This is a genomic window from Streptomyces sp. NPDC002889, from assembly GCF_042888425.1.
GTDB lineage: Bacteria > Actinomycetota > Actinomycetes > Streptomycetales > Streptomycetaceae > Streptomyces.
The window spans coordinates 94,023-117,611 of record NZ_JBIAPT010000018.1; the positions used below are offsets into that span (position 1 = coordinate 94,023).

The 23,589-nt window shown below is 71.1% G+C and carries 23 protein-coding genes; 16 read left to right on the top strand and 7 right to left on the bottom strand.

The genetic code is table 11. The features are described 5' to 3' along the window. Window positions 1-205 precede the first annotated feature (205 nt). On the top strand, window positions 206-565 hold the full coding sequence (locus tag ACFYWI_RS25835; protein WP_389236887.1) for a hypothetical protein: 360 nt from the start codon (window positions 206-208) through the stop codon (window positions 563-565). Here ACFYWI_RS25835 and ACFYWI_RS25840 read toward each other — a convergent pair whose 3' ends face one another. The 3 genes from ACFYWI_RS25840 to ACFYWI_RS25850 all read right to left on the bottom strand — a co-directional run bounded on the left by ACFYWI_RS25840 (window position 566) and on the right by ACFYWI_RS25850 (window position 4,230). Further along, window positions 566-1,087, bottom strand: coding sequence for a protein phosphatase (locus ACFYWI_RS25840; RefSeq protein WP_389236889.1), 522 nt, complete (start codon window positions 1,085-1,087; stop codon window positions 566-568). 13 nt (window positions 1,088-1,100) lie between these two features. Then, window positions 1,101-1,892, bottom strand: a complete 792-nt coding sequence (locus tag ACFYWI_RS25845; protein WP_389236891.1) for a hypothetical protein — start codon at window positions 1,890-1,892, stop codon at window positions 1,101-1,103. A gap of 616 nt (window positions 1,893-2,508) precedes the next feature. Beyond that, a complete protein-coding gene (locus ACFYWI_RS25850; protein WP_389236893.1) occupies window positions 2,509-4,230 on the bottom strand; it encodes a PucR family transcriptional regulator in 1,722 nt (573 codons plus the stop codon). Between the two features lie 276 nt (window positions 4,231-4,506). Between ACFYWI_RS25850 and ACFYWI_RS25855 the strand changes: the two genes are divergently transcribed. The 8 genes from ACFYWI_RS25855 to ACFYWI_RS25890 all read left to right on the top strand — a co-directional run bounded on the left by ACFYWI_RS25855 (window position 4,507) and on the right by ACFYWI_RS25890 (window position 13,451). Beyond that, on the top strand, window positions 4,507-5,397 hold the full coding sequence (locus tag ACFYWI_RS25855; RefSeq protein WP_389236895.1) for an FAD binding domain-containing protein: 891 nt from the start codon (window positions 4,507-4,509) through the stop codon (window positions 5,395-5,397). Between the two features lie 3 nt (window positions 5,398-5,400). Beyond that, window positions 5,401-6,036, top strand: a complete 636-nt coding sequence (locus tag ACFYWI_RS25860) for a (2Fe-2S)-binding protein (protein ID WP_389236897.1) — start codon at window positions 5,401-5,403, stop codon at window positions 6,034-6,036. Between the two features lie 2 nt (window positions 6,037-6,038). Next, a complete protein-coding gene (locus ACFYWI_RS25865; protein WP_389236899.1) occupies window positions 6,039-8,447 on the top strand; it encodes a xanthine dehydrogenase family protein molybdopterin-binding subunit in 2,409 nt (802 codons plus the stop codon). A 248-nt stretch (window positions 8,448-8,695) separates the two neighbouring features. Next, window positions 8,696-10,177, top strand: a complete 1,482-nt coding sequence (locus ACFYWI_RS25870) for an NCS2 family permease (RefSeq protein WP_389236901.1) — start codon at window positions 8,696-8,698, stop codon at window positions 10,175-10,177. Window positions 10,178-10,238: 61 nt separating this feature from the next. Further along, complete coding sequence (locus ACFYWI_RS25875) at window positions 10,239-11,390, top strand: XdhC family protein (protein WP_389236903.1); 1,152 nt, start codon at window positions 10,239-10,241, stop codon at window positions 11,388-11,390. Window positions 11,391-11,656: 266 nt separating this feature from the next. Then, window positions 11,657-12,283 carry an RNA polymerase sigma factor gene (locus ACFYWI_RS25880; RefSeq protein WP_389236905.1) on the top strand — a complete coding sequence of 209 codons (627 nt, stop codon included), beginning with the start codon at window positions 11,657-11,659 and terminating at the stop codon, window positions 12,281-12,283. Between the two features lie 23 nt (window positions 12,284-12,306). Next, window positions 12,307-13,053: a hypothetical protein gene (locus ACFYWI_RS25885; protein ID WP_389236907.1), complete on the top strand. Its 747-nt coding sequence runs from the start codon at window positions 12,307-12,309 to the stop codon at window positions 13,051-13,053. 68 nt (window positions 13,054-13,121) lie between these two features. Continuing rightward, the gene (locus ACFYWI_RS25890; protein ID WP_389236909.1) at window positions 13,122-13,451 is read left to right on the top strand and encodes a hypothetical protein; all 330 of its coding nucleotides are present in this window, start codon (window positions 13,122-13,124) and stop codon (window positions 13,449-13,451) included. A 76-nt stretch (window positions 13,452-13,527) separates the two neighbouring features. Here the strand turns inward: ACFYWI_RS25890 and ACFYWI_RS25895 are convergent, their stop codons facing one another. Next, window positions 13,528-16,239 (bottom strand): FG-GAP-like repeat-containing protein, encoded by a 2,712-nt coding sequence (locus tag ACFYWI_RS25895; protein ID WP_389236911.1) that lies wholly within the window; start codon window positions 16,237-16,239, stop codon window positions 13,528-13,530. A gap of 370 nt (window positions 16,240-16,609) precedes the next feature. On the opposite strand from ACFYWI_RS25895, the gene ACFYWI_RS25900 reads away from it, so the two are divergent. The 4 genes from ACFYWI_RS25900 to ACFYWI_RS25915 all read left to right on the top strand — a co-directional run bounded on the left by ACFYWI_RS25900 (window position 16,610) and on the right by ACFYWI_RS25915 (window position 20,242). Further along, the gene (locus tag ACFYWI_RS25900; RefSeq protein ID WP_389236913.1) at window positions 16,610-17,068 is read left to right on the top strand and encodes a hypothetical protein; all 459 of its coding nucleotides are present in this window, start codon (window positions 16,610-16,612) and stop codon (window positions 17,066-17,068) included. A 130-nt stretch (window positions 17,069-17,198) separates the two neighbouring features. Beyond that, complete coding sequence (locus ACFYWI_RS25905) at window positions 17,199-18,587, top strand: pyridoxal phosphate-dependent aminotransferase (protein ID WP_389236915.1); 1,389 nt, start codon at window positions 17,199-17,201, stop codon at window positions 18,585-18,587. 300 nt (window positions 18,588-18,887) lie between these two features. Continuing rightward, window positions 18,888-19,079, top strand: a complete 192-nt coding sequence (locus ACFYWI_RS25910) for a DUF6381 family protein (RefSeq protein ID WP_389236917.1) — start codon at window positions 18,888-18,890, stop codon at window positions 19,077-19,079. Window positions 19,080-19,210: 131 nt separating this feature from the next. Then, entirely contained in the window at window positions 19,211-20,242 is a 1,032-nt protein-coding gene (locus ACFYWI_RS25915) for an iron-containing redox enzyme family protein (RefSeq protein WP_389237043.1), read from the top strand. A 40-nt stretch (window positions 20,243-20,282) separates the two neighbouring features. Here ACFYWI_RS25915 and ACFYWI_RS25920 read toward each other — a convergent pair whose 3' ends face one another. The 3 genes from ACFYWI_RS25920 to ACFYWI_RS25930 are packed head-to-tail and all read right to left on the bottom strand — an operon-like array spanning window position 20,283 to window position 21,984. Beyond that, window positions 20,283-21,011, bottom strand: a complete 729-nt coding sequence (locus tag ACFYWI_RS25920; protein WP_389236919.1) for a metallophosphoesterase — start codon at window positions 21,009-21,011, stop codon at window positions 20,283-20,285. Further along, window positions 21,008-21,262, bottom strand: coding sequence for a BON domain-containing protein (locus tag ACFYWI_RS25925; protein WP_389236921.1), 255 nt, complete (start codon window positions 21,260-21,262; stop codon window positions 21,008-21,010). Before ACFYWI_RS25925 ends, ACFYWI_RS25920 begins: the two co-directional genes overlap by 4 nt. Next, window positions 21,259-21,984, bottom strand: a complete 726-nt coding sequence (locus ACFYWI_RS25930; RefSeq protein ID WP_389236923.1) for a nucleotidyltransferase family protein — start codon at window positions 21,982-21,984, stop codon at window positions 21,259-21,261. The genes ACFYWI_RS25925 and ACFYWI_RS25930 overlap by 4 nt, the downstream gene beginning before the upstream one ends. Before the next feature lie 138 nt (window positions 21,985-22,122). Between ACFYWI_RS25930 and ACFYWI_RS25935 the strand changes: the two genes are divergently transcribed. From ACFYWI_RS25935 to ACFYWI_RS25945, 3 genes are read left to right on the top strand one after another with little or no spacing between them, the layout of a single operon-like run. Then, complete coding sequence (locus ACFYWI_RS25935) at window positions 22,123-22,416, top strand: gas vesicle protein (RefSeq protein ID WP_389237045.1); 294 nt, start codon at window positions 22,123-22,125, stop codon at window positions 22,414-22,416. 27 nt (window positions 22,417-22,443) lie between these two features. Continuing rightward, the gene (locus ACFYWI_RS25940; protein ID WP_389236925.1) at window positions 22,444-22,875 is read left to right on the top strand and encodes a gas vesicle structural protein GvpA; all 432 of its coding nucleotides are present in this window, start codon (window positions 22,444-22,446) and stop codon (window positions 22,873-22,875) included. After that, window positions 22,872-23,588 (top strand): GvpL/GvpF family gas vesicle protein, encoded by a 717-nt coding sequence (locus ACFYWI_RS25945; RefSeq protein ID WP_389236927.1) that lies wholly within the window; start codon window positions 22,872-22,874, stop codon window positions 23,586-23,588. The genes ACFYWI_RS25940 and ACFYWI_RS25945 overlap by 4 nt, the downstream gene beginning before the upstream one ends. Window position 23,589: the final 1 nt, after the last annotated feature.

The window sequence follows — 23,589 nt, forward strand, 5'->3', positions numbered from 1 at the left end:
GTTTCCGGCGCTGCCCGTCAACCCCGCCATGCCTGCCCCCTGATGATGGCTGCTACGCGTGGCGGTGAGCCGAGCGGGTGTATCACGCCACGGGTGTCGCGTCTCGGCCAGGCTCGGGCGCCATCCGCTACTCAACGCTGATGCTTGGCCAAAGCTGCATTACTCTGTGCGGCCGAACAGTCGATCGGTGAGCGGGGGGCAAGCCATGAACGGGGACCTGCCGGGGTCGTCCATACCCGACGAGGAGTGGACGAAGTTCCAGATGGAGAGCGAAGGGCCCGCACGGCTCGCCGCGCCCAAGGAACCGTCCGCGCGGGCGCGGCTGGTGGCCGAGCGCCTGCGGCGTGCCGACGAGGAGGCCGCCAGGCAGCAGGGGAGGGTGCGGCGATGGGCCCGTCGGGGCAAAGCTCCTGTGCGGGCCGAGCCGGACGGGTGGCGGGCCTGGCCCGCGCGGCAGGCGCCGAAGCGGCGCAGCCGCGTCCGGGGCTTCCTCTGGGTGGTCGTGGCGATCGGACTGCTGGTGCTGATGCTGAACCCGGAGCGCGTGTTCGCCTGGCTGGTCTGATCAGCGGCGTTCGGGTGGCGGCTCCAGGCCGGACAGCAGGGACGCGACATCCAGGCCCGTCAACAGGTACTGCTCGAACGCCAGGTTGTGCAGGGCCCACGGCGAACGCCGGAGTCTCACCCGGTCGATGGCTCCCGCGCCGTCGTGGCCCAACTCGATCAGGGCCTGCGCGGCGACCAGGCCCGAGCGGTTGTAGCCGGAGTAGCAGCGCACCAGCACCCTTCTGCCCGCCCGTACGGCGTCCGCGGCGACGACGGCCAGCCCGCGGACGCGGTCGATCTCCTCCGCGGTCAGCCAGTCGTCCGGGATGGGGGCGACATGGTGCTCGACTCCGTCGGCCGGGCCGTGGCCGGCGCGGGTGTACAGGCTGATCACGAGGTCGAACTCGCGCTCCACGACCACGTCCTGGTGCGCGCGGTCGGCGACCGACCAGACATGGCCGCCGACCCACAGGCCCGTCGTGATCTCGTCCCAGCGCGACCGTGGCTCCGGGACGTCGCCTTCCCTGCGGCGCGTCTTCACACGTACTCCCGTGTCACGCGGCGGGTTCGGGCTCGGTCGGCGTGTGCGGGTCGGGTGCCGTCGCCAGTTGTGCGGCCAGCCATACCGGTACCCCGCCCAGCAGCCGGAACAGCCGGGCCGCCTCCGTCCGCAGCCGCGTCGCCTCCGGCTCCGGCTCGCAGTCGGCGAGTCCGGCCAGTGCGGGTGCGGTGCCGATCAGATAGCCGAGATCCTCGCGGAGGCGCAGACATTCGCCGAAACCGTGCCGCGCCTCGGCCAACTCGCCCTCTTGCAAGGCGAGTCCGGCCTTTTGCTGCCAGGTGAAGGACATCAGCAGCGGGTCGCCCTGCGCGGTCGCTCCCGCGTGGGCGCGCTCGTAGGCGGCGCGGGCCGCCTGCGGCGAGTCGGCGAGGTGCTCGGCGACCAGGCCCCGCCGGAAGTCCAGCAGCGGACGGCCGGGCGAGGACGGGGCCAGCAGCGCCGCCGCCCTGCCGAGCGCCGAACGGGCTTCGTCGGCCCGGTCGCGTACGGAGAGCCGGGTCGCCGCGTAGGCCAGCCGGCCGCGCTCGGAGGCCGCGCCGCCGCGTTCCTCGTCGTCACGGGCCACGGCCTCCGCGGTGCGCAGCGCGTCCTCCGCATCCGCCCAGCCCTCGCCGGTGAACAGGCAGCGCTCGACGAGCAGTCCCGCGCGTTCGAGTGCGGCCGCGGGGTCCGCGGTGAGGGGTGCGAGCAGCGCCGCCGCGTCGGTCCAGCAGCCGCGCGAACGCAGCCGCCATACCGCGGTCTGGAGTGGATCGTCACCTGCTGTGGTTCCGGAACCAGACATGGCGGTATGCGCCACTTGCCCTCCCCGAGCACGCCATTGAGCTGTTGGGTCAGACGGCATTTCAGCATGGACAGGCACGCCTGACCAAGAGGTCTGGTGAATCAGTTCACAATCTTTCGGTGGCTGAGGGGGACGCGGCAGCCCCGTGGTTGAGCGGTACGGGCACGGGGAGGGCCCTCACCAGGGCGGATGCCTGGCCGTCAACACGATGGATCTCGCGATGACCCCCAGGGGTGACGGCCGCAACTGGCGGCGGGCGGTGGCGTGTTTGTGTGGTGGCGCGGGCGGGTGGGCGTGGTGGCGGGGAACTTCCCCACCCCGCCCCTTCCCGAAACCGGGGCTGCGCCCCGGAGCCCCCGAAGTCGCGGGGGCCGACGCCCCGCGCCCGGTGCGCGGCGGCTGCGCATCGCCGAGTGCGCGCCCCGCTCGCCGTGTCAGCGGCCGGCCGCGCCGCGGGGGTGTCTCGGATGCGGGTGTGGTGGCACGTCCCGTGCGCTACGCGGTGCGAAGCCGTAGCTCACACGGGCCGTGGTGGGAAGCGGGCGCGCGCGGTGCACGGCGGCTGCGCGTACCGAACGCCGTGTCACCCGTCGCCCGCACCGCGGGGCGGGCAGCGTCAGCTCATCCGCAGGGCCAGGAAGAAGTCCAGCTTGTCCTCCAGGCGTGACAGGTCGCGGCCCGTCAGTTGTTCGATCCTGCCCACCCGGTAGCGCAGCGTGTTCACGTGCAGGTGCAGGCGTGCGGCGCATCGCGTCCAGGAGCCGTCGCAGTCGAGGAACGCTTCGAGCGTCGGGATCAGCTCCGCGCGATGGCGGCGGTCGTAGTCACGCAGTGGGTCCAGCAGGCGGGCCGTGAACGCGCGACGGACGTCGTCCGGGACGAACGGGAGCAGCAGGACATGGGAGGCCAGTTCGTGGTGGCCGGCCGCACAGACCCGGCCGGGGCGCGCCGCCGCCACGCGGCGCGCGTGGCGGGCCTCCTCCAGGGCGCCGCGCAGGCCGTCCGCCGAGTGCACGGCCGCGCTGACGCCCAGCGTGAGGCGGCCGTCGTCGGCGAGGCCGGCCGACAGGGGGGTGCGTACGGACTCCAGCAGGGCGTCCGCGTGCAGCCCGGCCTCCGCCGCGCCCTCCCCGGTGCCCGGTTCGGCGTCGGCGTCCGGGTCCATGACGAGGCCGAGGCTCATGGCCGGCAGCGGCACCAGCGCGATCGCCTCGTCGCCGGTGTGGGCGACGGCGATCCGGTCGGCGGAGTCGGGCCCGGCCGCCGACGGGTCGACGAGGATCTCCTCCAGCAGCGACTGGGCGATCGCACCGGACTCGACCGCCGCTCCGGCCGGCCCGGCCGCCCAGTCGACGCGGGCCACGACGACCTGCCAGTGCGGCGCCGTACCGAGGCCGGGCAGCAGCACCGGCGCGGCCACCCGCAGCCGGGCCGCGATCTCCGCGGGCGCGGCGCCCGCCTGGACGAGTTCCAGGACTTCCTGGGCGAGGCGGCGCCGTACCGTACGGGCCGCATCGCGCCGGTCCCGTTCGACCGCGATCAGCTGGGTGACGCCCTGCAGCAGATCGAGGCGGGCGGCAGGCCAGTCGCCCGCGTCCGCCTCGACGGCCAGCAGCCAGTCAGACAGGATCGTCTCGCGCACATCCCGGGAGGCGGGGCCGGCCCCGCGCCCGGTGTTCCGGATCGGGAACAGGGAGTACGTGACCCCGTCGACCGCGACCCGGTGCGGGGCCCGGCGGCCGGTGCGGGTGGCGGCCAGGTGCTCGCCCGCGAGCCTGGCGCTCACCTCGGGCGGCAGCGCATCCCCCGCGTTCGCGATCTGCCGTCCGGTGGGGGACAGCACCCAGGCCCGCAGATCGAGGTCGGAGCCGAGCAGGTCCAGAACCGCGTCGGGTCCGCCGCCCGCCGGACCCGAGGTCATCAGCCGTCTGTGGCGGTCCACAACAGCCGCAAGATCACCGGCCCGTTCCCCGGAGACCTGCCGTACCACGTACTCGGTGATCGTTGCGAATGCAACGGACTCGTTCACCGCGAACAGTGGCAGCCGGTGGCGCAAACACGCCTGGACGAGGTCTTCGGGGATGTCCCCGAGCTCCGCCTCGCCCGCCGCCAGTCCCGCGACCTGTGCGTTCGCCAGGATGCGTACGAACGGTTCCGAGTCCTCGGGCGAGTGCCGCCAGGCGAGCCCGGTCAGCACCAGCTCGCCGCCGGACAGATAGCGGCTGGGGTCCCGCAGATCGGTGGTCATCACGCCGCGCACGCCGCGGTCGAGCTCGTCCTCGCCGCCGAGCAGCCGCAGGCCCAGCGCATCGGTTTCCAGCAGTGCGCGCAGCCGCATCTCGTCGCCGCCGATCTGTCTCGTTGTGGGCGGTGCCCCGTGGCCACCGTTTCCAGGGGAAAACGGTGAGGTTGCCGCTCCTCGCCTTTCGTTCGAATCTACAAGACAAAAGAGGTGGCCAGCCAACTCCTTCATGGTTTCGGTGACTGCACCGGGCGGATCGCGCCTTGTGTACTGACTCCACACCGCATTAACAGGACGTGAACAACCAATCGAGGGCCGGCCGTCCCGGGCCCGTTGCGGCGACCGACCCCGATTACTGGAAGAGAGCCACTCATGGACTTCCTTCGCCCCGCCAGCTGGGAGGAGGCGCTCGCCGCAAAGGCCGAGCACCCCACGGCTGTCCCCATCGCGGGTGGCACCGATGTGATGGTCGAGATCAACTTCGACCACCGTCGGCCCGAGTACCTCCTGGACCTGAACCGCATCGCCGAGCTGAGCGAGTGGGAGGTCGGTGGCGAGAACGTCCGGCTGGGTGCCTCCGTTCCGTACACCCGGATCATGGAGCACCTGCGCGCCGAACTGCCCGGTCTGGCCCTGGCCTCGCACACCGTCGCGTCCCCGCAGATCCGCAACCGCGGCGGCGTCGGAGGCAACCTCGGCACCGCGTCCCCGGCCGGCGACGCCCACCCGGCCCTGCTCGCCGCGGGCGCCGAGGTCGAGGCCGAATCGGTGCGCGGCAGCCGGCTCATCCCGATCGACGAGTTCTACACCGGCGTCAAGCGCAACGCACTCGCCCCCGACGAGCTCATCCGGGCCGTCCACATCAAGAAGGCCGACGGCCCCCAGCAGTTCTCGAAGGTCGGCACCCGCAACGCCATGGTGATCGCGGTGTGCGCCTTCGGTCTCGCGCTGCACCCCGGGACACGCACCGTGCGCACCGGCATCGGCTCCGCGGCCCCGACCCCGGTCCGCGCGCGGGCCGCCGAGGACTTCCTGAACGCGGCGCTCGAAGAAGGCGGATTCTGGGAGAGCGGCGACATCATCACCCCGTCGATCGCCAAGCAGTTCGCGGAGCTCGCGTCCGGTGCCTGCAACCCGATCGACGACGTGCGCGGCACCGCCAGGTACCGCCGCCACGCGGTGGGCATCATGGCCCGCCGCACCCTCGGCTGGACCTGGGAGCAGTACCGCGGCACCGCCCGCACGCTTGAAGGAGCTGCATAAGCCATGCGCGTGAATTTCACCGTCAACGGACGCCGGCAGGAAGCGGACGACGTCTGGGAGGGCGAGAGCCTGCTGTACGTCCTGCGTGAGCGGTTGGGCCTGCCCGGTTCGAAGAACGCGTGCGAGCAGGGCGAGTGCGGCTCCTGCACGGTCCGCCTGGACGGCGTACCCGTCTGTTCCTGCCTCGTCGCCGCAGGCCAGGTGGAGGGCCGCGAGGTCGTCACCGTCGAGGGCCTGGCCGACTACGCCAAGCAGCGTGACGAGCACGGCGGATGCACCGCCGGCGCATGGGGGCCCCACCCCGGCGCGGAGCGCTGTGGGGGAGGCACCTCGTTGCAGGACGCCCAGCGGTGGAGCGCTCGTCCCGCCGGGGCCGGCGACTCGCGGACGGGAGAGGGCACCGAGCTCTCCCCGATCCAGCGGGCGTTCATCGACGCCGGCGCCGTGCAGTGCGGCTTCTGCACCCCCGGCCTGCTGGTCGCCGCGGACGAGCTGCTCGAGCGCAACGCCGAGCCCTCCGACGCGGACATCCGCGAGGCACTGTCCGGCAACCTCTGCCGCTGCACCGGTTACGAGAAGATCCTCGACGCGGTCCGCCTCGCGGCCGCCCGTCAGGACCGTCAGGAAGAGGCGGTCTGACGATGGCGCTGCATCCACGGGTCACCACCTCTCCGGCGGGCACCCCCACCAACATCTCCCAGGGGTCGAAGACCAGGGGAGGCATCGGCGAGTCGACGCTGCGCCCGGACGGCACCCTGAAGGTGACCGGCGAGTTCGCCTACTCCTCCGACATGTGGCACGAGGACATGCTGTGGGGTCACACCCTGCGCAGCACGGTCGCCCATGCCGAGATCAGATCGATCGACATCACCGAGGCCGTCGCGATGCCCGGTGTCCACGCCGTGCTGACCTACGACGACCTGCCCACCGAGGTGAAGAACTACGGCCTGGAGATCCAGGACACCCCGGTGCTCGCCCACGGCAAGGTCCGCCATCACGGCGAGCCGGTCGCCCTGGTCGCCGCCGACCACCCGGAGACCGCGCGCCGCGCCGCCGCGAAGATCAGGATCGACTACGCCGAGCTGCCCGTCATCACGGACGAGGCGTCCGCGACCGCGTCCGACGCGATCCTGGTCCACGAGGGCCGCGACGACCACCACGTCGGCCATGTCCCGCACCCCAACATCCTCCACCGCCAGCCGATCATCCGCGGCGACGCCGACGCTGCCGCCCGGCGCGCCGACGTGATCGTCAAGGGGGAGTACACCTTCGGTATGCAGGACCAGGCGTTCCTCGGTCCCGAGTCCGGCCTCGCGGTCCCCTCCGAGGACGGCGGCGTCGAGCTGTACGTCGCCACGCAGTGGCTGCACTCGGACCTCCGCCAGATCGCCCCCGTACTCGGGCTGCCCGAGGAGAAGGTGCGGATGACGCTCTCCGGCGTCGGCGGCGCGTTCGGCGGTCGCGAGGACCTGTCGATGCAGATCCACGCCTGTCTGCTCGCGCTGCGCACCGGCAAGCCGGTCAAGATCGTCTACAACCGGTTCGAGTCCTTCTTCGGACACGTCCACCGGCACCCGGCGAAGCTCTCCTACGAGCACGGCGCCACCAAGGACGGCAAGCTCACGCACATGAAGTGCCGGATCGTCCTGGACGGCGGCGCGTACGCGTCGGCCTCCCCGGCAGTCGTCGGCAACGCCTCCTCGCTCGCCGTCGGCCCGTATGTCGTCGACGACGTCGAGATCGAGGCCATCGCGCTCTACACCAACAACCCGCCCTGCGGCGCCATGCGCGGCTTCGGCGCCGTCCAGGCGTGCTTCGCGTACGAGGCCCAGATGGACAAGCTCGCGGCGAAGCTGGGCATGGACCCGGTCGAGTTCCGGCAGCTCAACGCCATGGAGCAGGGGACGATCATGCCGACCGGGCAGCCGGTCGACTCCCCGGCCCCCGTCGCCGAGCTGCTGCGCCGCGTGAAGGCGAGGCCACTGCCGCCGGAGCGCCAGTGGGAGGTCGCCGACGGTGACGCGGATGTACGCGAGCTGCCTGGCGGACTGTCCAACACCACCCACGGCGAGGGCGTCGTACGAGGCGTCGGCTACGCGGTCGGCATCAAGAACGTCGGCTTCTCCGAGGGCTTCGACGACTACTCCACCGCCCGGGTGCGGATGGAGGTCGTGGGCGGTGAGCCGGTCGCGACCGTGCACACCGCGATGGCCGAGGTCGGCCAAGGCGGTGTCACCGTCCACGCGCAGATCGCCCGCACCGAGCTCGGTGTCAACCAGGTGACCATCCACCCGGCCGACACCCAGGTCGGCTCCGCCGGCTCCACCTCCGCCTCCCGGCAGACCTACGTCACCGGCGGTGCGGTCAAGAACTCATGCGAGGCCGTGCGCGAGAAGGTCCTCGAGATCGGGCGGGCCAAGTTCGGCTCGTACCACCCCGCCTGGGCCACCGCCGAGCTGCTGCTCGAGGGCGGCAAGGTCGTCACCGACGGCGGCGAGGTGCTCGCCGACCTGGTGGACGTCCTCGAAGGCGAGGCTGTCGACGTCGAGCTCGAGTGGCGCCACCGGCCCACCGAGGCCTTCGACCTGCGGACCGGTCAGGGCAACGGTCATGTCCAGTACTCGTTCGCCGCACACCGCGCGGTGGTCGAGGTGGACACCGAGCTCGGTCTGGTGAAGGTCGTCGAGCTGGCCTGCGCCCAGGACGTCGGCAAGGCGCTCAACCCGCTGTCCGTCGTCGGCCAGATCCAGGGTGGCACCACCCAGGGCCTGGGCGTCGCGGTCATGGAGGAGATCATCGTCGACCCGAAGACCGCGAAGGTGCGCAACCCCTCCTTCACGGACTATCTGATCCCCACGATCCTCGACACGCCGACCATCCCCGTCGACGTGCTCGAGCTGGCCGATGAGCACGCGCCGTACGGACTGCGTGGCATCGGCGAGGCCCCGACCCTGTCGTCGACCCCGGCCGTCCTCGCGGCGATCCGGAACGCGACGGGGCTTGAGCTCAACCGGACGCCGGTGCGCCCCGAGCACCTCACCGGCACCTGACCCCATGAACTCTCCGGGCGGTGCGCGCCAGGCATCCAGGGAACGTCACCTTTCCCCGCCGGGCCGCGCCGCCCGGAGACGACAGGCCGCACCGCTCGCGGCCACAGCACCATCCGGCAGTACGAGCAGTACCCCGCAGTGCCAGTTCGTCTCGGGCCGTCCCCCGGGTCGTGCGCCAACGCACCATCCCAAATCCCGCCGCCGCAAGATTCAGGCGGGTGCCCCTGTGAACCTTGGGAGTAGGCACAATGACCCAGCAGTCCCTTGAGCCGAGGACGACGGCGGAAGAAGCCGGCGCAGGAACTCTCCAGCCCGCCGGCCGGTCCTGGCTCGACCGGTACTTCCACATAACCCAGAGAGGGTCGACCGTCGGGCGGGAGGTGCGTGGCGGCATCACCACCTTCATGGCGATGGCGTACATCATCCTGCTCAACCCGGTGATCCTGTCGGTGCCCGATGTGGCCGGCAACAGGCTCGACGGTGATCAGCTGACCACCGCGACCGCCTTCGCCGCCGCCGCGACCACCATCGTGATGGGCATCGTCGGCAACGTCCCCCTCGCCCTTGCCGCGGGACTGAGCGTCTCCGCCGTCATGGCATTCCAGGTCGCGCCCGAGATGACCTGGGAAAACGCGATGGGCATGTGCGTCATCTACGGCGCCGTGATCGTCCTGCTCGTCGTCACCGGTCTACGTGAACTGATCATGAACGCCATCCCGCTGGCGCTGAAGCACGCCATCACCATGGGAATCGGCCTTTTCGTCTGTCTCATCGGCCTGGTCCAGGCCGGCTTCGTCACCTCCATGCCCGGCGAGGGCGGGATCTCGGGTGCCAAGCCGATCCAGCTCGGGACCAGCGACATGCTCACCGGCTGGCCCGTACTCTGCTTCGCCGTCACCGTGCTGCTGATCTTCCTGCTGCAGGTCCGCAAGGTCCCCGGCGCCATCCTCATCGGCATCGTCGGCGGCACCGTGTTCGCGGCGCTCGTCCACCAGTTCGCCGGGCTCGACAAGAGTGCCTGGGGCGGACTGAACGCCCCCGAGATCGCCGGCTCGATCGTGAGCACCCCGGACTTCGGGCTGTTCGGCAGCGTCTCCTTCTCCGGGATGGGCAGCGTCGGCGGCATCACCGTCGGAGTCATCGTCTTCACCCTGGTGCTGGCCGGCTTCTTCGACGCCATGGGCACCATCATCGGCATCGGCCAGCAGGCGGGCCTCGCCGACGACAAGGGCCGGATGCCCGGCCTCAACAAGGCCCTGGCCATCGACGGCGCGGGCGGTGCGCTCGGCGGCGTGGCCGGCGCGTCCGGCCAGACGGTGTTCGTCGAGTCCACCGCGGGCGTCGGCGACGGAGCCCGTACCGGTCTCGCCAGCGTGATCACCGGCCTCGCCTTCACGCTCTGCCTGTTCTTCACCCCGCTCGCCCAGGTCATCCCCACCCAGGTCGCGGCCGCGGCGCTCGTCGTCATCGGCTCGATGATGATGTCGAACGCCAAGCACATCGACTGGAACGACTCGGCGACATCGATCCCGGTCTTCCTGACGACGGTGCTGATGCCCTTCACCTACTCCATCACCGCGGGCATCGCGGCCGGTGTCATCGCCCACGTACTGATCAAGGCCGTCCAGGGCAAGGCGCGTGACGTCGGCTGGCTCATGTGGGTCCTCGCCGTCGTCTTCCTCGCCTACTTCGCCCTGCACCCGATCGAGGGCTGGCTGGGAGTCAGGTAACACCCGGGGATCACACCCCGCCGTCGCCCTCCGCACCCCCTTCACTCCTGAGGAGACCGAGATGCTGGACATCGCCGAAGAGCTGCACCGGTGGGTCGAGCAGGGCCGTTCGTTCGCCGTCGCCACCGTGGTGGCCGTCGGCGGCAGCGCACCCCGGCAGCCGGGCGCCGCTCTCGCCGTCGACAGCGACGGCACGGCGATCGGTTCGGTCTCCGGAGGGTGTGTGGAAGGCGCGGTGTACGACCTGTGCCTAACGGCGCTCCAGGACGGCGAGACCGTGCTCGAGCGCTTCGGTTACAGCGATGAGGACGCCTTCGCCGTCGGCCTGACCTGCGGTGGCGTCATCGACATCCTCATCACCCCGGTCCCCGCGGACGCCCCCGCCCGGGAGGTGTTCGCAGCCGCGCTGTCCGCCGCCGCCCGAGGGGCGGCGGCGGCGGTCGCACGGATCACCGACGGCCCGGCGGACGTGGCCGGCCGCGCCCTGCTCGTACGGCCCGACGGCACGTACGACGGCTCGCTCGGCGGCCACCCGGAACTGGACCGCACCGCGGCGGGCGAGGCCCGTGCGCTGCTCGACGCCGGCCGCACCGGCACGGTCGTGATCGGTGAGGAAGGCAGTCGTTGCGGGCGCCCGCTGACCCTGCTCGTCGAGTCGAGCGTCCCCCCGCCCCGGATGGTCGTCTTCGGAGCGATCGACTTCGCGTCGGCGCTGGTCAGGGTGGGCAAGTTCCTCGGCTACCACGTCACCGTCTGCGACGCGCGCCCCGTCTTCGCGACGAGGACCCGCTTCCCGGACGCGGACGAGATCGTCGTCGACTGGCCGCACCGCTATCTGGCGTCGGCCGAGGTCGACGCCAGGACCGTGCTCTGCGTCCTGACCCACGACGCCAAGTTCGACGTACCGCTGCTGGTGCTGGCGCTCAGGCTTCCGGTCGCCTACATCGGCGCGATGGGCTCGCGCCGCACCCACGAGGACCGCAACAAGCGGTTGCGTGAGGCAGGTGTCACCGAGCTCGAACTGGCCAGGCTCCGCTCGCCGATCGGGCTCGACCTCGGCGCCCGTACGCCGGAGGAGACGGCGCTGTCCATCGGCGCGGAGATCGTCGCGGGCCGCCGCGGCGGCAGCGGCGTCTCGCTCACGGGAGCGCACACCCCGATCCACCACGACGGACCTCCTGAACCGGTGGGGCGCATAGGGTCCGTGGCGTAGGCCCGCAGAGATCACCCCCGAGGCCGCCGTCGAACCCGGCATTGCCGACAAGGTCGCCGTCCGGACGAGCGTCAAGGCGACCGAGGTCACCGCCGTCATCCCCTCAACCACCGCTTCGGGCAGCCGCAACGACTGCTCGGATCCGCACCGTGCCCGCGCGGCCCGCACACACCGTCAGGTGTGACGTTTCCGTTAATGCTGACGCTGACCATTTCGGGGGAACACTGGGCACGGGTGCGCCGTGTCGGCAGGGCGAAGAGGATGGCGTGGTCAAGGGTGGCGGCGGCCGGCGTGCGGAGACGTACGACGCCGAGCTCGGTGATGCGGTCGCAAGAGCACAGACGGGGGACGAAGGCGCCTTCGCCGCGGCGTACGGGTTCGTCCATCCCCCTCTTCTCGGATACCTGCGCGGTCTGGTCGGCAACGACGCGGAGGACGTGGCCTCCGACGCCTGGCTGGAAATCGCCCGCGACCTGGGGCGGTTCCGGGGCGACGGGGCGGGCTTTCGGGCCTGGACGGCGAGCATTGCGCGCAACCGGGCCTTCGACCATCTGCGCAGGCTGAAGAGCCGCCCGCGCGGAACCATCCACGAAAGCGATCTCGCCGAACTGCCCGCCCGCCAGGACACCGCCGACGAGGCCTTCGAGACCCTCGCCACCCGGCAGGCCCTGGCCCTGATCTCGTCCCTGCCCCGCCGGCAGGCGGAAGCGGTACTGCTCCAGACGGTCATCGGCCTCGACGGCCCGGCCGCGGCGCGTGTGCTCGGCACGAGACCCGGTGCGGTGAGGTCCGCGGCCCACCGCGGGCTGAAACGTCTCGCCAAGCAGCTCGCAGCGCTCGAATCAGGACGTGTGACAGATTCGGCCTCCCGTGCGCTGGGGGATGAGAGATGACCGAAAACCGATCTGGAGGTCCCATGGGCGACCGGGCCCAGCGGCAGCCGCAGGCGCGCTCGCACTCCCAGCCGCCCGCGCAGTGGCAGGCGCGGCAGTCCAAGGAGCCGTCGCTCGATGAGCTCCTGGCCGCCGCCGCGCGCCCGGTGGCGGGTACACCCGAAGCCGGGGAACGTGCCTTGGCGGCGTTCCGCGCGGCCCGCGACGCGGGTGCGCTCGACAGCCCCACCCGGCGCAGGGACGACTGGCGGCCCCGCGCCCCACGGCTGCGGGCCGTCTGGGTCAAGATCGGAATCGGGACAGTTCTCGGCGGCGTCATGCTGGGCGGCGTCGCCATGGCGAGCGGCGCGATCCCGACTCCCTTCGGCGAGCCCTCCACGGGGCAGAGCACCGCCCCCGGCACCTCGTCCGGCACCTCGTCCGGCCCCGCTCAGCAGTCCGCGAGCGCGGCACCCTCCATGTCCACGGCGCCGACCGCTCCGGCGGACAAGGGCACGTGGGGCGAGCGGCCGCCGACGGCCAAGGACGTCCTGGCGCACTGCCGTGCGTACAAGAACCAGCAGCGGCACGGCGCCGCGGCCGACAGCGGCCTGCGGCAGCGCCTGGAGGCCGAGGCGGGCGGCGGGCCGGAGGCGGTCACGGCCTACTGCGCACGGCTGCTGGAGGGGCGGACGCCGGGGTCGTCCCCGGAGCCGGCCAGGTCGAAGCCGGCGAACGGCAAGAAGCCGCCCGCGCCCACGGCCGCCCCGCGGAAGCCCACGAAGCACTGAGCCAGGTCGAGGACGCCGGCTTGTCGTAACGGGTCGGTGCTCAGCATCGGTTACGAGCCGTCAAGCCGATGCCGACGGATACCGGTCCCGCCTTCACAGCGGTCGGCGAGGCTGCGGGCCCCGGTCGGGCCGGCGCGTCAGCGCGAGCGGCGGTGGAGGGTCGGCTCGTCGGCCGGCCCATCGATGGCGCGCAAGGTCTGACCGTCCCGGTGGCAGGTCGCTGGGATCCCGGTGACGACGAGGTCCACGAAGCCGTGACGGTCGTGACCGGGGTGGCGCGGCCGCGCGCCGACGTGACCTTCGGCGCTGTCGTCGACGACGAGCTGGGCGACACCCTGCGCACGACGGTGGTCGCGGTTCGCCGGACGGCGTATCGGGCGGCCCACGGGACGACGTAGCGGGGAGGCGCACGACGCGGACGCCGAGAACACGGAGGCGGCCGACCCCTGTTGGGGCCGGCCGCCTCCGCCCGTTCTACGGCGTCAGTACCTGGCCGATGCGCACACCGGTCGGCGCGCCGAGCGCCGTGGTGCCGTAGTACACCCCGGAGCCGGGCACGATGCCGCTGCTACCGCTGTTGTCGAGCTGCAGGACCGTGCCGTTGTTCGCGTCCTCGCCGTCGGCGCCGATCGCGAGGTCGGCCCGTACGTACCCGGACAGATCCGCCAGCGTGACGGACGAACCGAGCCGGTCGTTCGACTCCGTCGAGCCCGGCACGCCCGTGGTGTCCTGGCTGTAGGCGGCCGAACCGGTGCCCGTGGGACCGGTCGACGAACCGCGCAGCAGCAGGACCTGACCGGCGTTGGTCTGCGCGACCCCGCTGCGGGTGATGTCCTCGCCGGGCAGGCCCGTGAGGATGTCGTCGTAGCCGTCGAGGTTCGCGTCACCGACCGACACGGACGCGCCCATGTCGTCGCCGGTTTCGCCGGTGCCCGGCACGCCGGTGGTGTCCTGGCCGACCGTCTTGCGGCCGGTCGAGGTCAGGCCGGTGGACGAGCCGAACACGGCAGTGACCGCACCGCCCTTGAGGGTGTGACCGGACTCCGTGGAGCTCGGCTGGCCGACGGCGAGGTCGGCGTATCCGTCACCGTTCAGGTCGCCCGACGCGAGCGAACGCCCACCGCTCGCCGTCAGGATGCCCACGCGCTGCAGCCCGGACGCGGACCCCTTGAACCACAGCAGTCGGCCCACGCCGCCCGGGTCGCGGAAGGAGACCGCCGCGTCGGCGAAACCGTCCTTGTTGAAGTCGCCCGTCGCGGCACTCGCGTAGGCGACGGCACCGGTGAACGCGACGGAGCCGAGGTTGCCCGACCTGGCGGCGCCGCTCGCGCCGTCGAACGACCACCAGCGGCCCGGCTTGCCCGGTGCCACGGAGAAGACGTCGGACCTGCCGTCGGCGTTGAAGTCCCCGGTGGCCACAGTGGTGCCGAGCTTCTCGCCCGCGGTACGCGTGGTCGCGTTGGTCCAGTACGACGTGCCGGTGTTCAGAGCGGGGCCGTACATCACGGTCACCTGCCCGGTGTCGGCCTGCGTGGAGGTGCCGTCCTCGCCGGGAGCGCCGACGAGGAGGTCCGCGGCGCCGTCGCCGTTGACGTCGCCCCACGCGTTGTCGGTGCCGAAGAGGTCGCCGGCCTCCGAAGCGCCGGGCACACCGGCGCTGTTCTGGTTGAGGGTCCTGCGGGCCGAGGAGTTCGGACCGTCGGAGGTGCCCGGCAGCACCGTGACGCTGCCGTCGCTGCTCGCGACCCGCGGCAGGCCGACGACCAGGTCGGGGACACCGTCCTGGTTGAAGTCGGAGGTCGGTACGGCGGAGTTGCGGCCGGCGCTCGCCGCGAAGTCGCGGATTGCGGTCAGCTTCGCGTACAGGTTCTTGCCCGGGCAGGCGGTGGCGAACGCGTCGCGGTGGCCGGAGATCACGCTCATCGTGGCCTGCTGGCCCTCGGTGTACTTGCCGGTGTTGCCGGCGGCGGTGAGGGTCACCGTGCCCTTGGGGTTGCCGCCGTACTGGCCCAGCTTCCACGCGGCGACGCGGGACGCCGACTGCAGGGCCGCGCTCGTCGGCCGGCCGGCCGCCTTGCCCGCGGCGGCGTCGCCCTCGAAGTCACCGAGCAGGGCGATGCCGGTGGAGTAGCTGTTGAAGCCGTAGGTGTGCGCGCCCTTGACCGGGAGGTCCACGCCGCCGCCCCGGCCCTCGAAGATACGGCCGCACTTGTCGACCAGGAAGTTGTAGCCGAGGTCGTTCCAGCCCTCGGTCTTGATGTGGTACGTCATGATGCCGCGGACCAGGGCGGCCGACTCGGCGCAGCTGTAGTTGTTCGATCCGACGGTGTGGTGGATGTAGACCGCCTGCACCTTGTCGATGTACTCGGCGGGGTCGTCCACCAGCGTCTCGTCCGCACCCCACTGGGCCCGGGGGACGATCGGCGGCTGCTTCACCGTCGAGGGCGGAGCGGTCGGCTTGGTGGGCGTGGGGCTCGGCGTCGCCGTGTCGGTCGGCGACGGCGTGGGGGTGTCCGTGGCGGAGGCGGTGGGCGCGGGGGTGTCCGTGGCGGAGGCGGTGGGCGCGACGGAGTCCGTCGGTGCGGGCGTATCGGTGGGCGCGGCCGTGTCGGTGGCCGACGGGGCGACGGAATCCGTGGGGGAGGGCGACTCGGTGGCACTCACGGCGAACGCGGCGGTCTCCATGGCTGCCACAGCCCCCGGATTCCTGGCCTCGGCCTTGCTGACGCCAGGGTCGACCATGTGCAGCTTCAGGTTCTTCGGAAGCGCCTTGCGCCCCTCGACCCGCACCTGCACGGCGGTGGAGGGCCCGACCCACAGCGGCTCGGAGGCCCCGTGCGCCGTGCCCTCGGGGGTGTCCGGCCCGTGCGCATCCAGCTCGAGCGGCTGCCAGCCGGACCACTTGCCGGTCTCGGCGTTCCGCGTGCGCACCTCGGCGGTGCCCTCGACCTCGGCCGCGGCGCTGTCCCAGCCGATGCCGACGAGCGAGAACGTCTCGGTGTCCCTGGCCGGCAACTTCCGTTCCTTCGCCCCGCCTTCGCCGAGCTGCAGCGTGCGCAGCTTGGCTGCCCGCTCCTGCCGCTGAGGTTTCTTGGGCGAATCCGACGGATTGGCCGTGGCGATCGTGACGACCCCCGCCCCACCGAGGACAACGGCGCCCAGCGTCAGCCAGGCTCGGCGCGTCATGCTCAGTGGTCGGTACGCATGCGACGTACGCGGGCTCAAGTGCCCCACCTCTCAGAACAGTTCGTTTGCGGCCCACCCGTCACATGGGCGGCCCGCATGAGCCAGCGCGCCGGGCTGCGCAAACATCACGGGAGGACGGTCGAATGTGAGCCAGATCACGAGCGGTCCGGCGTGATCGCGGGTGAGCGTGAGTAATCCCGAACGGTCGTGAAGGGCGACGAGTTGCCGACCGGACGCCCGAAGAGCGTCAAAGGTTGTATGAAGCTGTGGCAATTCCGTTGTGAGAACGAACACTTGCCTGTCCCGTGACATTTCGCCGCTGCCCTCCGCTGGGACGGTCGAGATTGTCGTCGGGGAGAGGCGGGGGCTGTTGAACGGGCAAGGAGCGGCGCTGCCGGAAGCCGCGCGGATGCAGAGCCATGTCGCGGGATTCGTCACCGAGATGAGCAGGCGCAGCAGACTGCCGCTCGACTACTCCGTGAACAGCCTGCGGCTGGTGGACCTCGTCGTCGACGGACTCAGACGCAGCCATCCGCGCAGATCCCAGGTCGCCCGCTTCCTCGACGGCCTCGGCGCGTACACCGGCGAAGTGATCGTGCGGCGCGCAGGCGCCCGATGGGTCGACCTCGATCCGGAGCAGCGTGAGCTCTTCGGCCAGCCCGTCGGCATCCGTATGCCCGACGGCCGGGTGTGGAACCCGCTGGGCAAGGTCGTGAAGCGCTTCGAGGAAGGGCCCAAGGAGTCCGTCGCCCGTTTCTATCTGCTGATGCACGGCCGACAGGCCCCGGGGACGCGGGGCGGCGCCGAGAAGCGGGCCCTGTGCGGCTGAAAGGCGACGGAAGGCCTCGCTCGGTGGCCGTGTGAACCGGTCCGGGGTTGAACGCGGGCCCGACCCCGTCCGTACCTGAGAGCGGCTCGAACGCATCGGCGCGGGCCGTTCCAGGCAGGGGAGGCATGTCTTGGCCGGCAGCAATGTCACCGCACTTTTCCGCAGTTCCACCGCGCACAGCCCGTCGTACTTCACACTCAACCGGGCGGGCGGCGGCGCGGCCGGCGACATCGTGGACTTCTGCATCCCCTGCAACCCGTACTTCCCCACCCCCGCGATGTTCGACCGTCTCGGCGACAGCCTCCGCGACATCCTCACCTACTACCCGAGCAGTGCGGACACCATCACCGCGGAGCTGTGCCAGGTCCTCGGGCTCAATCCGCAGACCGTCGCCATGGGCAACGGCTCCACCGAACTGATCACCTGGATCGACCACCTGCTGGTCCGTGAATCGCTGGCCGTGCCCGTCCCCACCTTCGGCCGCTGGACCGACCAGCCCATGGAGACGGGCAAGCGGGTGGACATGCTGCTGCTCCCCGAAGCCCGCGGCTTCGAACTCGACCCTGCCTCCTTCGTCCAGTTCATCCGCACACGTGGCTCCCGCGCCGCCGTCATCTGTAACCCGAACAACCCCGACGGCGGGCTTCTCACCAAGCAGCAGGTGCTGTCGCTCGTCGACTCCCTCCAGGACCTGGACCTCGTGGTCGTCGACGAGTCCTTCCTCGAGTTCGCCGACGCCGACCAGGACCCGACCATCGTGGCGGAGGCGGTGCTGAGAACCAACGTGATCGTGCTGCGCAGCCTCGGCAAGAACTTCGGCCTGCACGGAGTGCGCTTCGGCTACCTCGTCTCCAACCCGCAGCTCGCCGGCAAGGTGCGGGCCGCGCTGCCCAAGTGGAACCTCAACTCCTTCGCCGAGACGGTTGTGTTCATGCTCAAGGAGCACCGCCAGGAGTACGCCGAGAGCCTGCAGCAGGTGCGCCGCGACCGTCAGGGGATGATCTGGCGGCTCTCCCAGCTCCCGGGCCTGACCGTCTACCCGTCCCAGGGCAATTTCGTGTACGTCCGCCTCCCCGAGGGCGCGGACGGCGCGATCCTGCGCGACCGGCTGCTCGCCGAACACGGTGTGCTGATCCGCGAATGCGGCAACAAGATCGGCAGCTCGAGCCGCTTCGCGCGCCTCGTGGTGCGCCCCGAGCAGGACGTGATGCGCCTGATGTCGGCGATGGAACAGGTCCTGTACGGCCAGCGGATCCAGGCCCCCGCCCCTGCCCCCGCCCCCGAGCCCCTGGCCCCGATGCTCGCGCAGACCCCCGCCCCCGCCCAGCCCCAGGCGCAGCAGCCCCAGCCGCAGCCCGTGGCACAGCTGCCCCCGATGCTGGCCCTGGCCCAGCAGCCCGTCGCCGCCCGCGGCCTCGCTCCGGCCCCGGCGCCGCTGCCCGCCGCCGCGTCGACAGCGATGACGCCGGGATACACCTCGGGAACACCGGCGGTCGACCGCCTGGTCTCGCAGGGCTAGGGGGAGTCTCATTCGGATCTTGCCGGGCTCGCGTGCCCCGGCAGGCTCCCCACAGCCTTCGGCGTGCGAGGTGCCCCCCTAGCCCTTCGGGCACGGGAGGTGCCCCCGGCACCGGACCTCGCTCACTGATCCGGCCTGATCCGGAAGTCACGCCCTCGGGCCTGCCGAAGGGCCCTGGACCGGGCGGTCAATTCCGCGCCGACCTGCGAGGATCGCGCTCCGCGATCGTTCGGGATGCGCAGCTGCGAGGGCGCTGGTTCGCTGAAGGTGCCCGCTCATCCCGACGTCCGAGGAGTGACCATGAGCGTTTCAGGCGAATCCGGCGGCCGCGCCCGGCAGATGCGGCAGAAGGCAGAGGAGTTGAAGCAGGCCGCTGAGCGGGCGAGCGACCCGGAGGAGCGGCAGCGGCTGAAGGACAAGGCTCGCAGGCTGCAGGAGCAGAGCGAGCAGGAGAGTGCGATGCGTGCGGGTGACATATACCCCCAGGAGTGACACCCGCGGCACGCACCGGGCCGGTGACCGCACGCGACATGTGTGCGGTCACCGGCCGCCCCCTCATGGGGCACCCGCCGGATGCACCGGCGATCACGGGGTAGGTGTGAGACATGGCGGACACGACCGGCATGCTTGCTGACCGGCGGGGATCGGTGCTGCCGCAGGAGCGTGGGGAGCTCTCGGCAGCGATCATCGGGTACCTGCGTGGAGGTACCCCGTTGCCGGGGGACGGGGTTGTGCCGGCCGCCGAGCCCTATGGGGACGATCTGCACCTCGCCCTGTACGTGTGCTACGAGCTGCACTACCGGGGGTTCGCGGACGTGGACCCCGCCTGTGAATGGGATCCGGCCCTGCTGAGCGTACGCAGGTCGATCGAGAACAGATTCCTCACCACCCTGCGCTGGGACGCCACGCACCACGACACCACGGACGATGCCATGGCGGAACTGCTGGTGGAGCCGGTGCGGGGCCACGGCGTCTCGCACTTCCTCCGGGACGAGGGGGAGCTCTGGCAGCTGAGGGAGTACGCGGCGCAGCGATCGCTGTACCACCTGAAGGAGGCAGACCCGCACGCCTGGGTCCTGCCCCGACTGCGCGGGCGGGCCAAGGCCGGGATGGCGGCCGTGGAATTCGACGAGTACGGCGGTGGACGGGCGGAGCGGGTGCATGCCCGGCTCTTCGCCGAGCTGATGACCGATCTGGGCCTGGACACCACCTACGGCCACTACCTCGACGCCGCTTCGGCGCAGATGCTCGCCACCGTGAACGTGATGTCGCTCTTCGGCCTGCACCGAGCCCTGCGGGGCGCTCTGGTCGGCCACTTCGCGGCAGTCGAGGTCACGTCGTCCCCAGCGTCCGCGCGACTGGCAGAGGCGATGCGGCGCACCGGGGCGGGGCCCGCGGCGGAGTTCTTCTACGACGAGCATGTCGAGGCCGACGCCGTGCATGAGCAGATCGTGCGGCGCGAGGTGATCGGCGGACTCCTGGAGGAGGAGCCCCAGCTGGACGCCGAGATCGCGTTCGGCATCGATGCGACCGGCCATCTCGAGGACCGGCTGGCCGATCATCTCCTGGGTGCCTGGCGGGAGGGCAGGTCGTCCCTGCGCCCGGACGGACCGCGCGTGGCGGGACTTCCCGTACACGAGCAGGGGCACAAGTGACGCCCACTCCCTCGGCGGTCGGTGCGAGGCCGGGGGAGGCTCAGGCGCCGGCCGGCAGGTGGTAGACCGCGAAGGCATGGTCGATCACCGGCTGGGCGACGTTGCGGACCCGGACCCCGCCCGCCGTCATGCCGTGCTCGGTGCCCCGATGGGCGTGGCCGTGGACGGCCAGGTCCGCGCCGCCGGCGTCCACCGCTTCGGCCAGCAGATAGCTGCCCAGGAAGGGAAAGATCTCGGGCGGCTCCCCGGCCAGGGTGTCCGGCACCGGAGAGAAGTGCGTCAGCGCGATCAGTACGTCACTACCGGCCTCCGCGAGCTCCTCCAGGGATCGCCGCAGCCCGTCCGCGCAGGAGCGGGTGCGGCGGATGAACGCCTTCATCTCCGGCTCACCGAACTCGCTGCCGCTGCGCCCGGCGAAGCCGCCGCCGAACCCCTTGGTGCCCGCGATGCCGACGCGGACGCCGTTGATCGACAGCTGTGTGCCACTGCCCTCGAGGACGGTCACACCGCTGTCGGCGAGGACAGCCGTCACGTCCTTCTCCAGGTCGCTCTGGTAGTCGTGGTTGCCCAGGACCGCCACCACCGGAACGGGCAGGTCCGCCACCTCTCCGGCGACCACCCGCGCCTCCTCCACCGTGCCGTGGCGGGTGAGGTCACCGGCGAGCAGCAGGACATCGGCGCAGTCGCCCAGCGTCTCGAACGCGGGTCGCAGCAGTCCGCGGCTGCCCGGTCCCAGATGGATGTCTCCTACGGCTGCCACCCGGATCACGGCAACTCCTCGGGATGGTCGGGGGCGGTGCTGGATGCGATGAGTAGATCCTCGCGTACCGCAAGCCCCGCCAGCTCGGCCGTGGCGATGCGCAGGATCTCCTCCCGGCACGCGGTGGTGGAGACGGTGCCCGAGAGGAAGACGGCCCCTGCGCGCAGTTCGACCCGTACGCCCAGTTCGGCGATCTCCTCGCCGGCGAGCCTCTCCTGGAGATGGGCCACGCGGTAGTCGTCGGTGTCCGCGTGCTTCATGACGTGGCCTCCCGCCGGTCGATGACATTCAGACGTTCGAGGAGGTAGAAGAACGCGTCGGGCAGGGGCGCTTGTCCGTGCTGCTCGCGCAGCTGGTCCCAGTCGATGCGTTCGCGCAGTGTGCGGGCGATCGGGAGGAGGCCGGAGAAGTCGCAGTGGTGCTCGGACAGCGAGCCGAGCAGGCCGCTCAACAGCTGCGTCGGGGGCAGTACCGGCATCCATACGGAGTCCACCGAAAGCATCTCGGCCCGGTCCAGCAGTTCGGTGGTCACGGGGCGCTGGGCCAGCTCGTGGATGAGATCGATCTCCTCGCCACCCGCCCGGGCCTTGATCAGCCAGTCCTCGGGCGCGTCGACCATCTCCAGGCCTGCTTTCGCACAGGCGTCTGCGATGTCGCCGACATCCTCGGGCCTGATACAGAAATCGGTGTCGTGCTGCAGTCTCACCTGTACACCGTGCGCATACGCGGCCACGCTTCCTGTGAGCGCGAAGCGGTGCTCCGAGGCCTTCAGCAGCGCCGCCACCTGCTTGGTCGTCTCCAGGATGGACTGCGTGTGATCGCGTGGCAGTGTGTCGTCGGTGGAGAGTGTCTCGGCATCCACCTCCACCTCCGCCGCTGCCTGCGCGTCGGTGCCCGGTGCTGGTGCGGAGCCGTCGGGCCCTGCCACCCGGGCCGGCGGGCCGGTCCCCGCGGGCTTCGCGGCGGCTGCGTCGTACGTCACGGCTACTCCCTCCTTCGGCCCGGGTTCCGGGACCGCACACGAGGCGAATACCCGCTTTGGTCCTGATGATCCCCGGGCACGGCCCACGTTTGACCGTGCGGGAACGGGTAACCCGCAGCGCTCGGGTCGTCACGACGAATACCACGCAACACGACGAATACGAGGAAGGCGGCGGGCACTTTGACCGTGGAAGTACTGCGCCACGCATGTTCGCAACTCGCCGAACTCACCGGCATGGCGGCCGAATCGGTCTCGTCCCTGGCACGCACGGACGACGGATGGGCCCTGCGGATCGAGGTTCTGGAACTCTCACGGGTCCCGGACACCATGAGTCTGCTCGCCACCTACGAGGTCGAGCTCGACCAGGAGGGTGAGCTGACCGGCTATCGGCGCGTCCGGCGTTACGAGCGCGGCAGGGCAGATCGCAGCTGAACCACGCGACAAGGAGGACCTGACGGCATGACAGTAGTTCCCGCACAACAAACCCGCGGTGGCGGTGGGACCAGTGGCCTGTACGACGTCCTGGAACTCATCCTCGACCGGGGAATCGTCATCGACGCGTTCATCCGCGTCTCCCTGGTGGGCATCGAGATCCTGAAGATCGACATACGGGTCGTCGTCGCCAGCGTCGACACCTATCTGCGCTTCGCCGAGGCATGCAACCGCCTCGACCTGGAATCCGGGCCGAACCGCAGCCCCGGACTGCCCGAGATCGTGGGCGAGATCACTGAATCCGGGGCGCGCGGCAAGTCCCAGGGCGCCCTGTCGGGCGCGGCGCAGACCATCTCGGACGCGTTCCACCAGGCACGCGGCGATGATGACGAGTCGGAGAGCAAGCCGCGCGCCACCAAGCGCACGAGCACGAGCCGCCGGAAGGAGGAGCAGGAGTGAAGACGTACGTCTACGGGATAGCCCGCAGCTCGCACCCCGGCCTGCCGGTCGAGCACCAGGGGGTCGGTGATCCGCCGCAGCCCGTGCGCGCCGTGCAGGAGGGCGAGTTGCTCGCCCTGGTGAGCGACGCACCCGACGACATCAGGCCCAAACGACGTGATCTGCTGGCGCATCAGGCCGTTCTCGCCGAGGCCGGGGCGGCCGGCGCCGTGCTGCCCCTGCGCTTCGGCGGGCTGTCGCCCGACGACGCCGCGGTGAAATCGGTGCTGGCCGAGCGGGCGGACCACTTCCTCGAACGCCTTCGGACGCTCGACGGCAAGGTGGAGTTCAACGTCAAGGCCGCACACGACGAGGACGCCGTCCTGCACCAAGTGCTCGCCGAGAACGCCGAACTGCGCGCGATGAGCGAGGCCAACAGGGCTGCGGGCGGTGGCACGTACGAGCAGAAGGTGGAGTTCGGCGAGCGGGTCGTGGCTGTGGTGAAGCAGTACGAGGCACGCGACGCCGACCTGCTGCACAGGAGCTTGGAGGGGGTGGCCGAAGCAACCAGCCCCGCACCGGAGTCCACCGGCTGGCTGGCCAATGTCTCTTTTCTCGTTCCCCAGGATCGCGCCGCCGAGTTCGCGAACGCCGTGGACGAACTGAGCAAGAACAACCCCCATCTCTCCGTACGGGTCAACGGCCCCCTGCCGCCGTACAGCTTCGTGGAGTAGA

Bases quoted from the DNA above. Each gene is read 5' to 3' on its own strand.
- ACFYWI_RS25915 (WP_389237043.1), top strand. From the start codon at position 19,211: ATGCTTGCTGACCGGCGGGGATCGGTGCTGCCGCAGGAGCGTGGGGAG.
- ACFYWI_RS25835 (WP_389236887.1), top strand. From the start codon at position 206: ATGAACGGGGACCTGCCGGGGTCGTCCATACCCGACGAGGAGTGGACG.
- ACFYWI_RS25855 (WP_389236895.1), top strand. From the start codon at position 4,507: ATGGACTTCCTTCGCCCCGCCAGCTGGGAGGAGGCGCTCGCCGCAAAG.
- ACFYWI_RS25925 (WP_389236921.1), bottom strand. From the start codon at position 21,262: ATGAAGCACGCGGACACCGACGACTACCGCGTGGCCCATCTCCAGGAG.
- ACFYWI_RS25890 (WP_389236909.1), top strand. From the start codon at position 13,122: ATGCCGACGGATACCGGTCCCGCCTTCACAGCGGTCGGCGAGGCTGCG.
- ACFYWI_RS25845 (WP_389236891.1), bottom strand. From the start codon at position 1,892: ATGTCTGGTTCCGGAACCACAGCAGGTGACGATCCACTCCAGACCGCG.
- ACFYWI_RS25910 (WP_389236917.1), top strand. From the start codon at position 18,888: ATGAGCGTTTCAGGCGAATCCGGCGGCCGCGCCCGGCAGATGCGGCAG.
- ACFYWI_RS25885 (WP_389236907.1), top strand. From the start codon at position 12,307: ATGGGCGACCGGGCCCAGCGGCAGCCGCAGGCGCGCTCGCACTCCCAG.
- ACFYWI_RS25895 (WP_389236911.1), bottom strand. From the start codon at position 16,239: ATGACGCGCCGAGCCTGGCTGACGCTGGGCGCCGTTGTCCTCGGTGGG.
- ACFYWI_RS25870 (WP_389236901.1), top strand. From the start codon at position 8,696: ATGACCCAGCAGTCCCTTGAGCCGAGGACGACGGCGGAAGAAGCCGGC.
- ACFYWI_RS25860 (WP_389236897.1), top strand. From the start codon at position 5,401: ATGCGCGTGAATTTCACCGTCAACGGACGCCGGCAGGAAGCGGACGAC.
- ACFYWI_RS25940 (WP_389236925.1), top strand. From the start codon at position 22,444: ATGACAGTAGTTCCCGCACAACAAACCCGCGGTGGCGGTGGGACCAGT.
- ACFYWI_RS25875 (WP_389236903.1), top strand. From the start codon at position 10,239: ATGCTGGACATCGCCGAAGAGCTGCACCGGTGGGTCGAGCAGGGCCGT.
- ACFYWI_RS25865 (WP_389236899.1), top strand. From the start codon at position 6,039: ATGGCGCTGCATCCACGGGTCACCACCTCTCCGGCGGGCACCCCCACC.
- ACFYWI_RS25850 (WP_389236893.1), bottom strand. From the start codon at position 4,230: ATGCGGCTGCGCGCACTGCTGGAAACCGATGCGCTGGGCCTGCGGCTG.